Below are 10,487 nucleotides of genomic sequence, written 5' to 3'. Positions count from 1 at the left end.
TTTTGTTTTTCAGACCCATCAGCTGATAAATAGTCTTACGAATAAATAACAATCTATCTTTCATTTGATAAAGGAAACCCACTAGTATTTGCTGGGCGTCTACTTTAAATCTCAAACTTCATTTTTAAAGGAATGTTTACTTTATCGATGGGATGTCCAAGAAACTTGGAGCCATGCAAGCGAAATTTTTCAGGATAATCAGAGACATAAAAGCGATGAGAAGGTTTTTCATCAGGGCAGGCATGTAAATTATATGTATCTAAAGTGAGTGAAACATGTTCTGCGCAGGTGCTAGCCGAATCTACGATACAGACATGCGGCCCTATTTCCTTTTGGATCAAAGGACGAAGAAGAGGATAGTGAGTGCATCCAAGAAGTAATGTATCAATGCTGCTTTGCTTTAAAGGGGCAAGATAATCTTTAATAATCAGCTGAGTGGCCGGATGATCAAATAGATGCTCTTCAATAAGGGGCACTAACAGGGGGCATGGCATGGAGTAAACTTGGCAAGAGGGAAGCTTCTTTTTAATTTGTTGCGGATAAATACCTGATTCAGTGGTCGCTCGCGTAGCAAGCACGCCTATTCTTAGGTGGCGTGAAGCTTTAGCGGCATGCTCCACCCCTGGCTGAATCACATCAACAATAGGGATTTTAAGGATCTGTTTCAACTTATCCACGGCATAGGCTGAAGCTGTATTGCAGGCGATGACTAGTAATTTAATTTGGTGTTCCATTAAAAAGATGGCGTTTTCTATAGAATAACGCAGAATTGTATCGGCACTTTTGTCGCCATAAGGCAACCTGGCCGAGTCGCCGAAATAAATAAGTTTTTCATGAGGAAGCTTATGCATGATTTGTTTCATCACTGTTAGCCCGCCGATACCTGAGTCAAAAATTCCAATCGCTTGCGAATTACTCATGGGATTCTAAGATTTTGGCCAACAACGATCTTATCATGGGAAAGGCCATTAAGCTCTTTAATGGCTTGAATAGTCGTTTGATGCTTACGCGCAATTTTTTCTAAAGTGTCGCCGGGTACCACCTTATAAATCCTAACGGATGGAAGCTCAGCTTTTTCCGAAAGGCCGCTTGTGGGATTTAAAGCCTCTGCAACGGATTTAATCGCTTGATGAAGGTTGTCTATGTTTTGATTTTGAAATTCAATAATTTTTTCAAATTCCGTGAGCTTTTGCTTATACTGAGAGAGTGTGGTCGCTATTTCATTCGTGTAGGTTTTAAACTGCTTAACATCAGAAATTATCCCTTGAGTAAGTAGCTCAAGGCTATTAATTTTCATTTCCAGAGCTTTAGAAGAATCTTTCCATGCTTCTGTTTGCGCATGCCCTGCTTCTATCCATTGCTGGCGCATCGAGTCGATAATCGTTTCTAAAGTACGGGCTTTCTCATCATAGGTTTTGATTTCAATTTCGTGATTGCTGACCTCATGACGCAAATCATCCAGATTAGCGCGCATTTCACGTAAAACCACGGCTGTTTGATCGTTATAATAACGAGTAGGGGCCGCTTCAATATTGCCTAAACAGCAAAGTTTTAAAGGTAGGATAAGGAATATTATAGTTTTTATCACTCCAGGTTGCTTCCGCAACCTGAGCCTTGAAAAGAAGATTTCTATAAACATTATCTTTGATAGATTTTAAATTCTGCTCGACGATTTTGTGCCCAGGCTTCTTCGTGACTTTCCATCACGGCAGGACGTTCTTTACCGTAAGAGATCGTAAAAATATTATCCGGACTGGCGCCTTCGGCAATCAGAGCATTACGAACAGCGTTAGCACGACGCGAACCTAAAGCTAGGTTATAAGCTTCTGCTCCTCTTTCGTCAGTATGCCCTTCAATAAAAATATAGGTGTTAGGATTTCTTTGCAGATAGTCTACTACCTTGCGTAAGATAGTCATATTTTCCTGTCCTTTGATCAAATTGCTATTATAATCAAATTTGATACTTTGGAAAATACCTGAAAGGCCTTGAATAGTACTAGGATCTTTGAAAAATTGAATGTTGGGAATAGTACTGCCTGGATCACCTGGATTTTCTCTCGGCTGTTGGCTAACAGACTCTGCCATTGCTAACTCGGCATCGTGGGGCTGATCTTGTAACGGTATAAAGTCTTCGTTAGCATAAATGTTAGCAGAATTGCTTTGCTTACCCATGGTATAAAATTCGTCAGGAGAATAGACCTGGCGTGAATCTCCATGTTTACCGCCAAGAGATTTAACACCTCTTCCAATATGACGCCCAGCGGTTTTCGTATCTTCCCATACATCATCGCTCGTGCGCCTGCAGCTTGTAAAGGATAAGCTAATGAGAAATATATTCAAAAGCAGGCAATAGGGAGCTAGTTTCATAAAATCCTCGGCTTTGTGGCTATAAATAATTATAAAAATGAGATAGTAACATAAAAGGGGAAATATTCTGAAAGAGCTTTTTTAATTAGCTTGTTTTACAAAGGAAAGATAGGAGGATAACCCTATCTTTCTAAAAAGGCTTTAGATAGTTTATCCTTTTAATATTAAGTCGCTTATGTTTTGAGCCGTTTTAGGCGTATGATCCTGAAAAGCTATAAAAAGGCTTGCTACTGGGTTTTAAATTTTTTGCTCTTACTGGAGCGATTTTGTAGAGTTTATTATAGCCTTTTAAATTTAGCCAGGGGCAAAGCAAAAGCTTTAAGGATCAAAGCCAAGTAGCCGATGGAAGAAAAGTGCCCTTAGGGGACTTAGAGCTTGACTAGCAGTATAAGGCAACGAGCTATTTGCTAAATTTAGGTTCCCATGCAGGAAAGCGCTTCAGACCTTCTCCCGAGGAAATTTTTACTGCTTCTGGTTGATGTAAATTGATCAAATAAAGTTCGCTGCTATTATTGCCCGCAGAGTTAAAGACAAGATGTAAGCTATTAGGAGCCCAGGTGGGATTTTCTTTATGACCACCTCCTTTAGTAATTTGCCTTTCTTGCTTTTTGTCAAAATCATAAATCCAAATTTGGCGGGTATCCTGGCTCTTTGCGCAGTAAGCTAGCTTACTGCCATCGGGGGACCAGGCAGGGGCGGTATTTTCACGATTTGATTTGCTAATCAAGAGAGCTTTAATGTTTTTAAGGCTTGCCCCGGGCGCTGGGATGTCTATGACATAAATACGGGGAGATCCATCTTTGTTAGAGACAAAAGCAATTTTACTTCCATCTGGGCTGAAGGTAGGAGTTCCTTGCGTGGCTAGATAGGTAGAAAAAATTTGTTGAGGTTTACCTATAGCCCCTTTTTCAGGATCAAACGTTTGCAGGAAAAGATCAGGGTTGCCGGTATAGTCGCAAATGAAAGCTACCTTATCCCTTTGTTTGGCAATGGCGGGCATTAATTGATTACCTTTAAGTAAGCTGAAGCGCCGGCCTACACCATCTTTTAAGGAAGCTATATAGATTTTTGACTGCCCTGCTCGATAAGAGACATACATGATACTTCCACTCGCGTGGCCTTGTTGGGGAGGAATATAGGTAGGGGTAACAATCAGACTGTTTTCATGTGTAATTTGTCTGGCATTGGCGCCATCGTAATCAGCTTCCCATACTTCGGCAATAGACTTAAGGCCATGCGAGGTTTTGCAGGTGTAAATTATTCGCGTGCTGGCTATTCCTTCACTGCCAAATAAGCTTTTATGGAGGCTATCGGCTAAACGATGTATTTGCCGGCGATCTTGGCTAAGGTCTCCACTTAAAGGAATATTATTTACTGATTTTTCATGGTCACTGCTCATGGAAAGCATTCTTGCCGACATTTGATTGTCTTTAATCAATATTTTTAATACATAGTAAACATTCAGGCTTTTCCAGCTAGAGCTATTAACGGCATCAAGAAAGTTGCCAACAGGGGCTTTAGACTCATTTTTCAATGTGAAGGTCATGCCATTATGATTTAAGTCAAATTGTAAAACCTGCTCTAGCTGCTGAATGTAATGAGCAGTAAAGGCAGGATTTTCTTGATAAAAGGGAGCTAGATAAAGGGGCATTAGCTTACTTTCCGTTGCTAATCTCACTACAATTTTTTCATTGTCTTCGTTTGCTAGGGCTGACAGATTTTGCTTAAAGACTAAAAAAAGGAACAAAATAATAAAATAATATTTTAGATGAGTCATAATTCATTACTTAATTGAATGATAAAAGTATATTCCGACATGTTTGCAAAATCTTTTCCTAGAGGAGGAAATTTTAACGTAGGCAAGTTTTTTTCTATATAGAGGCGATTTAAGTGGCTAGGAGATTTAATGATATTTACCTTGATGGCTCGGCCTAAGCGATCGACTGTTAATTTCAGTTGAACTTCCCCGTGCTCAGGTAATTTTAGTAAAAGTTTAAGCCGGCTAGCTAACTCATCTCTATAGCTTCTCTCTACTGCGCTAGAAGGAAGGGTATAAGCTGCAGGGAGAGTATCTGTTTGCAAAGCAGGGATGGTAGCAGCTGAGGCGAGTGCCGTCTGACTTGCTTGAGAGGAAGAAGCATTTCGATGAGCTCGGCTCTGCTCAAGCTTGGCAAGGCTGGCCTGGGCAGCTGCAAGAAGTTTTTTCTGTTTCTCCTTGGCTTCGGGGCTTGCTTGGGAATTAGGGCTTTCATGTTGAGCCTCTGCAGAAGTCTTTTTCAAGGGGGCTTTTATCGGCTTTTTTTCAGCAGGCTTGGCTGCAGTAGATGCAGGACTAACGCTTTTTTTAGTATTGTCTTTCTTAATAGATGGTTTGCCGGTTTTTGAATGGGTGGATTGAGGAATTGCATTTTCTTTTTTAGGGACTGCTTTTTTATTGGGCGTCTGTTGAATAGCGGTAGAGTTTAAAGCTTTTATGTTTTTTTTATCGGTTGAAGAAGGGGTTTCAATTTTTTGAGTAGATTCTGTAGGAGCCGAAGAACTTGTGTGAGGTTTTGCTTCTTCTACGTTAAGAGGGATAGGGGGAGGCGAGGCAATAAGTTTAGCGGCAATTTCTTCTGGGGATTTTGGACCGGGAAGAATATTAGAATTTAGAGCCAGTTTTTCTTTGTTCTCACTAGGGAGGGGAGAGGATTTTGTTTGAATTTTTGGGGGAGTGAGCGAAATTGTATGCACCACTAGACGTTCGTTGTATTGGCGAGGAGCTTGTTTGGAAAAAGGGAGCAAGATCATTCCTAAAATCATTCCCACATGGATGATGATGACCCCGAGAGTGATTGGCCATAACGTCTTATCGTGGAGGTAGATACTACTCATAATAGTTAAAAAACTAGGCAGGTTTAAGAATCACATCTAATTGAGTAAATCCTGCTTTTTCAGCTGTATTCTTAACGGCTTGATAGGTTCCAAAGTGGGCCGTGCGGTCATGATATAACTGGGGCTGGGCAGCAGGATAACGTTTTTTGGCGTCTTTTAACAAGGTAAATAATTGTTCTAGAGTCACCATTTGTTTATTAAACCAAATAGTATTATCTTTGCGCACATGAATGGAGATAGGGCTGCTAGCTTGAACAAAGTTTGAGCTGCTTTCGTGCAAGCCAGAGGCCGCCTGGGCAAGCTCTACATTATCAAGCTCCAGCAGAGGAGCTATCAAAATAAATATAATTAAAATGACAAAGACCACATCAATTAGAGGGGTTAGATTAACAGTAGGTTCTTCGATATTTTTATGGATAGAAGCCTGAATGAATCGTCTGTTCATGAGAAGTCCACTTTTCTATATTGCAGCTCTACAGCACCCAACATTTCGTTGGCAAAGCTTTCCATTTCAATCTCAAAATCGCGAATCGCATGTTTTAAATAATTATAGCCAATTAGAGCAGGAATGGCATCGATGAGCCCTAAAACTGTTGTAGCCAAGGCAAGAGAAAGCCCACCTAGTACCATTTGAGGTGTGCTGCCTGATGCTTGTACCTGGAAGTCTGAAAAGCTTGTCAATATGCCCCACACAGTGCCAAGTAATCCTAAAAATGGAGCTAGGCTTACCACCGTGGATAGGATAAAAAGGTTTTTTTCTAAATTTTTAGTTTGATGAGCGATTTGAGTAGCTAAAGAGCTTTGTATAAAATCAATATCCGTAAGAGAAAGAAACGGTACACTTTGTTCAGCCTCCCTATTTTTTTGCATCACATACTTATTTTTATTAAAGATTTCCATCGTCTGTTTTTTAAGAAGAGAATAAAGATCCATGTAGGGGTTGCTATTTTTTACCCTACTGGCAGCTTCACAATCTAAATTCAAGGGATTTTGTTTCTGAAGCTGAAAGATATCATAAAAACGAGCCGCTTGTTTTCTTGCCTGGTAGGTTTGCCAGATTTTATGGAGTAAAATAATCCAGGTTATCATGGATAGTAGAAGAAGACCAATAAAGATCAATTTGCCTAAAAAATCAGAATGTATATAGGCTTCATAAAAGGGATTAGTAGCTATAAAAATGTTTACATTCATTCATAAATCCTTTAAAGTATAGCCTTTAATTAAATAAAGAAGGGTTTTACATTGGCAGTCAAATTCCGGCATATAACTTATAGGTTACTCGGCTTTTTGATCATTTTCATCCCTCTCTTATACAGTGAAAATCCTTCTCAAGTCAATCAACTTCATTCATTTCCATCTAATCTTGGCTTAATCGAGCCTCTAGTGAATGACTCTTCTTTACCTATTAAAGCTTATGTGCATTCCGAAGCGATAAATTTTAAGGCGGCCGAGCCCTTTTGGATAAAAGTTAGCCTTACCATAGCTCCCTCGTGGAATATTTATTGGAAAAATCCAGGAGATGCAGGCATGCCTGTCTCGGTTACTTGGGAGCTGCCACCTGGGTTTAAAGCCGGTGAGCTTCAATGGCCTTATCCGCAACGTTTTGAATCACCTTCATCCATTGGCTTTGGCTATGAAAATGAGGTGCACTTGTTGTGCCAGATCTTCCCCCCTGAGAATCTCAATCATTCTGACACTTATAAGTTTAGAGCGACTATCAAATACTTAGCCTGTTCAGATTCGGCCTGTTTGCCAGGTGAAACTAAAGTGCAGATGAACCTGACCCCTACTTCTTTTACCCCAGTCATGGACAAGTCTTTAACCTCTATTTTCGAGCAAGCGCGTCGTTTGCTGCCAAAAACTCGTGGGAATATTACGGCCAAGCGTATCAATGATTTGATAGAGCTCAACATGCAATCTCCCTTAGCGCCGGCAGAGAAAATTTTAAATATTTATTTCTTTCCCGAGGAGGGGCAAAGCATAGATTATCATTTAGAACCTTCTATCTCCTTGCAAGAAAGTTCTTTTTCTTCTTACTCTATTGCCTTTAAAGAGAAAGATTCTTCGTTGCCTACAAATGTTCTTAAAGGTGTTTTAGTTCTGACTATCCAGCAGGCAGAAAAAATAGCTACGGAAGCTATCGAGGTAGCTGTGCCTATCCAAGACCTTAACAAAGAAAATTCTGTCTGGGCTTTCAATGAGGCTTTCCCTCGTCCTTGGAATATCACTTTGTCCTCCAAACCCAGCGATTATGAGGGCGGATTGGGAATGGCTTTGATATTAGCTTTTTTGGGCGGAATGCTTTTAAATTTGATGCCTTGCGTTCTACCGGTAATCTCTTTTAAAATTTTAAGCTTCGTTAAAATGTCGGGGCAAAGCCGTCAGTTGACTTTACAGCATGGTTTGATGTTTAGTGCAGGCGTTCTAGTTTCTTTTTGGATATTGTCTGCAGCTCTTTTGATTTTAAAGGCTTATGGCCATGCTGTAGGCTGGGGATTTCAGCTGCAAGAGCCTGCTTTTGTCGCTTTGTTGTCAGCGGTCCTATTCATTTTTAGTTTAAGCTTATTTGGTGTATTTGAAATAGGAATCAAAGTGGGCTCTTTTGCCGGACAGCTACAGCCTCAAGGGACAAAAAAGGGAAGAGGTGCTTCCTTTTTAAGCGGGGTACTAGCCACGCTCATAGCTACCCCTTGCACGGGCCCCTTTTTGGGTACAGCAGTGGGTTTTGCTATGACTTTACCTTTCTACTTGTCTTTTTTGATTTTCACTTCCTTAGGAATGGGAATGGCGTCTCCTTATCTTATCCTATCTGCTTACCCCTCTTTTCTGCGTTTTTTACCTAAGCCGGGAAAATGGATGGAGACCTTTAAACAATTCATGGGCTTTATCATGCTTGCTTCCGTGTTATGGTTAATGTGGGTTTTTGCAGCTCAAACAAATGCATTAGCTCTTATCCTGTTATTAGGGGCCTTTTTTATGATAAGTATGGCTTGTTGGATTTACGGGCGCTGGGCGACCCCTCTTCATTCCAAATTAAGCTGTAGGATTGCTACAAGCGTAGCCATCTTTGGACTGCTGGCTAGTCTATATGCTTTACTTTATGCTTCTAAGGCTACCTCCCCCTCTATCTCTTCTTCTCCTGCTATAGCCGAGCAAGAGGTTATATGGGAAGAGTTTTCTCCTCAACGACTAGCAGAGTTAACTTCTCAAGGTATTCCTGTTTTTGTTGATTTTACAGCGAAGTGGTGTTTAATATGCCAAGCTAATCATATGATATTGGGAGGGGCGGACGTTCATGCTCAATTTAACGAGCAGGGCGTAGTGCGGATGAAAGCTGACTGGACAAAAAAAGATGCCGCTATTACGGAAGAGCTGCAAAAATTTGGGCGCCATAGCGTACCCCTGTATGTGCTTTATCAGCAGGAGCAAGAGCCTTTTATTTTTCCTCAGTTATTGACTCCTAGCTTAGTCATCAACAAATTAAAAGCTATAAAATAAATTTTCTGGAAATTAAAATATTAGGTAATTAATTTTTTCAACCCTTTATTCGTTAAAAGCTCTTGCTACTCTCCAACATTTGTTGGATAGCTGATTTTCTAGCTTCCTCTTGGCAAAAAAAACTTTAAAATTAGGTGAGTTTTTCTTTATTTATATTTGGATCGATCGCATTCGGTTGCCTGCGACATACCTGTAGCTAACAAACAGAGCCCTATTATCTCTTTTTAATTGCCCTAATGACTCTTAAGTTATTTTATTAGAAGACCTATACTAGAGCATAAAGGAGAAGTAGGTGTGAAAGGACAGCGACATTTTTTGCTCTGCACAAATACTTGGAATACTTGCTAGTAGGATTATTTACCTAAAATTGTGGAGCTTTTCTTGCTTGTCCTGCTTCTAAAATTTGCTTGCTTTATTTGTTTTTATATATATATTTAATCTTATAAAAAAGCACAAAAATAGATATACAACTTAATAAGTAGGACCACCTATGATCCCAAGTTCTATGAATCTCGAACTTCTCCCTGATGAAATACAAGTCCACATTTTAAAGGATTGTGCTAGTCCTTCCTTATTTGGCGTTTGTACAAGATGGCAACACCTGCTAGCTAATGAAGTTATACCCTCTCTTTATAAGCAAATAGGTAAAATGCGGTTTCCTCAACGAAAAGCTACCGAGCAGACTAACCTTTTAGATAAACTCTACAAGCTACCAGCTGGGCTTTCTACACTAGCAAAGGTAAAGGAAATTTTTAGGCAAACCTACGCTCTAGCTAAATCTCTTGCTCCATCGGAATTTAGAGGCCAAATCGAAGAAAAAAAATATTTTACCCTGGATAATTATACATCACTTCTTTTAAGCATTAATCGTCTTTTAATAGAGTCTAGATTGCCGGGCTATAAGAAATATTTAGACCGACCAGACATCAAAAGTTTGCCTTTAGAAAAGAAAGAAAAGCTTTTCGCAGGTTGGATTAAAAGGTATGGCAAAAATATTAAGAAATTTGAGCTAACAGGAAGCGAATTGACTGCTTTGCCTCCCGAGATAGGGGGATTATCTCAGCTACATGAGCTTAAATTAAACGATAATCATCTATTCACCCTTACGGCAAAAATAGGAAAGCTTTTTAATCTGAAAGAGCTTTGTTTGAACGGCAACCACCTCACTTCGCTTCCTGCAAAGATAGGTCAGCTCTCTCAGCTTCAAGAACTTTTCTTAGGTAGTAACAAGCTAACTACCCTTCCCGCAGCCATCGGGCAACTTTCTAAGCTGCGAGGGTTGTATTTAAATGATAATCAACTTACCATTCTTCCTGCAGAAATAGGAAACCTCTCTCATCTGCAAGAGCTCTTCTTAGGGGGCAACAAACTAGCTACTCTTCCCTCAACAATCGGGCAACTTTCTAAGCTGCAAGCGTTGTATTTAAACGATAACCAACTTACCATGCTTCCTGAGGAAATAGGACAGCTCTCTCAGCTGCAAGAGCTCTTCTTAGGGGGCAACAAACTAGCTACTCTTCCTTCTGGGATAGGACTTCTTTCTCAGCTGCGGCTCCTTTACCTAAGCAACAACCAGCTAACTGTTTTGCCTGCAAGCTTAAAGCAGCTGCCCGCAGGGATAGATCTTAATCTGGATGGAAACTTGCTGGAAAGTATCTCCCCCTGAATTAAAGCAGCGTTTTAGCCTCCGCATTTAGGTAATAATCTTATAAGGTGTTTTAAATAATTTTACCCTTGTTTATAAAAGA

At 40.1% G+C, this 10,487-nt stretch carries 9 protein-coding genes; 2 read left to right on the top strand and 7 right to left on the bottom strand.

Going from position 1 to position 10,487, the window contains the following annotated elements; all coding sequences use genetic code 11:
• Nucleotides 1–104: 104 nt before the first annotated feature.
• The 7 genes from murI to DB41_RS08915 all read right to left on the bottom strand — a co-directional run bounded on the left by murI (nucleotide 105) and on the right by DB41_RS08915 (nucleotide 6,432).
• The gene (gene murI, locus DB41_RS08945; protein WP_039386462.1) at nucleotides 105–920 is read right to left on the bottom strand and encodes a glutamate racemase; all 816 of its coding nucleotides are present in this window, start codon (nucleotides 918–920) and stop codon (nucleotides 105–107) included.
• Nucleotides 917–1,588 (bottom strand): LysM peptidoglycan-binding domain-containing protein, encoded by a 672-nt coding sequence (locus DB41_RS11430; RefSeq protein WP_238578489.1) that lies wholly within the window; start codon nucleotides 1,586–1,588, stop codon nucleotides 917–919. Before DB41_RS11430 ends, murI begins: the two co-directional genes overlap by 4 nt.
• Nucleotides 1,589–1,638: 50 nt before the next feature.
• Nucleotides 1,639–2,367: an OmpA family protein gene (locus DB41_RS08935; protein ID WP_039386459.1), complete on the bottom strand. Its 729-nt coding sequence runs from the start codon at nucleotides 2,365–2,367 to the stop codon at nucleotides 1,639–1,641.
• A 400-nt stretch (nucleotides 2,368–2,767) separates the two neighbouring features.
• Entirely contained in the window at nucleotides 2,768–4,144 is a 1,377-nt protein-coding gene (gene tolB / locus DB41_RS08930) for a Tol-Pal system protein TolB (RefSeq protein WP_039386457.1), read from the bottom strand.
• The gene (locus DB41_RS08925) at nucleotides 4,141–5,241 is read right to left on the bottom strand and encodes a hypothetical protein (protein WP_155117650.1); all 1,101 of its coding nucleotides are present in this window, start codon (nucleotides 5,239–5,241) and stop codon (nucleotides 4,141–4,143) included. The genes tolB and DB41_RS08925 overlap by 4 nt, the downstream gene beginning before the upstream one ends.
• Before the next feature lie 13 nt (nucleotides 5,242–5,254).
• The gene (locus DB41_RS08920; protein WP_042239256.1) at nucleotides 5,255–5,686 is read right to left on the bottom strand and encodes a biopolymer transporter ExbD; all 432 of its coding nucleotides are present in this window, start codon (nucleotides 5,684–5,686) and stop codon (nucleotides 5,255–5,257) included.
• A complete protein-coding gene (locus DB41_RS08915) occupies nucleotides 5,683–6,432 on the bottom strand; it encodes a MotA/TolQ/ExbB proton channel family protein (protein ID WP_039386455.1) in 750 nt (249 codons plus the stop codon). The genes DB41_RS08920 and DB41_RS08915 overlap by 4 nt, the downstream gene beginning before the upstream one ends.
• A 51-nt stretch (nucleotides 6,433–6,483) precedes the next feature.
• Between DB41_RS08915 and DB41_RS08910 the strand changes: the two genes are divergently transcribed.
• Nucleotides 6,484–8,739, top strand: a complete 2,256-nt coding sequence (locus tag DB41_RS08910) for a protein-disulfide reductase DsbD domain-containing protein (RefSeq protein ID WP_080502488.1) — start codon at nucleotides 6,484–6,486, stop codon at nucleotides 8,737–8,739.
• Between the two features lie 490 nt (nucleotides 8,740–9,229).
• A complete protein-coding gene (locus DB41_RS10935; protein ID WP_052244066.1) occupies nucleotides 9,230–10,405 on the top strand; it encodes a leucine-rich repeat domain-containing protein in 1,176 nt (391 codons plus the stop codon).
• Nucleotides 10,406–10,487 lie beyond the last annotated feature (82 nt).

Source organism: Neochlamydia sp. TUME1 (genome assembly GCF_000813645.1).
GTDB lineage: Bacteria > Chlamydiota > Chlamydiia > Chlamydiales > Parachlamydiaceae > Neochlamydia.
This window is presented reverse-complemented; position numbering and strand designations above follow the sequence as displayed.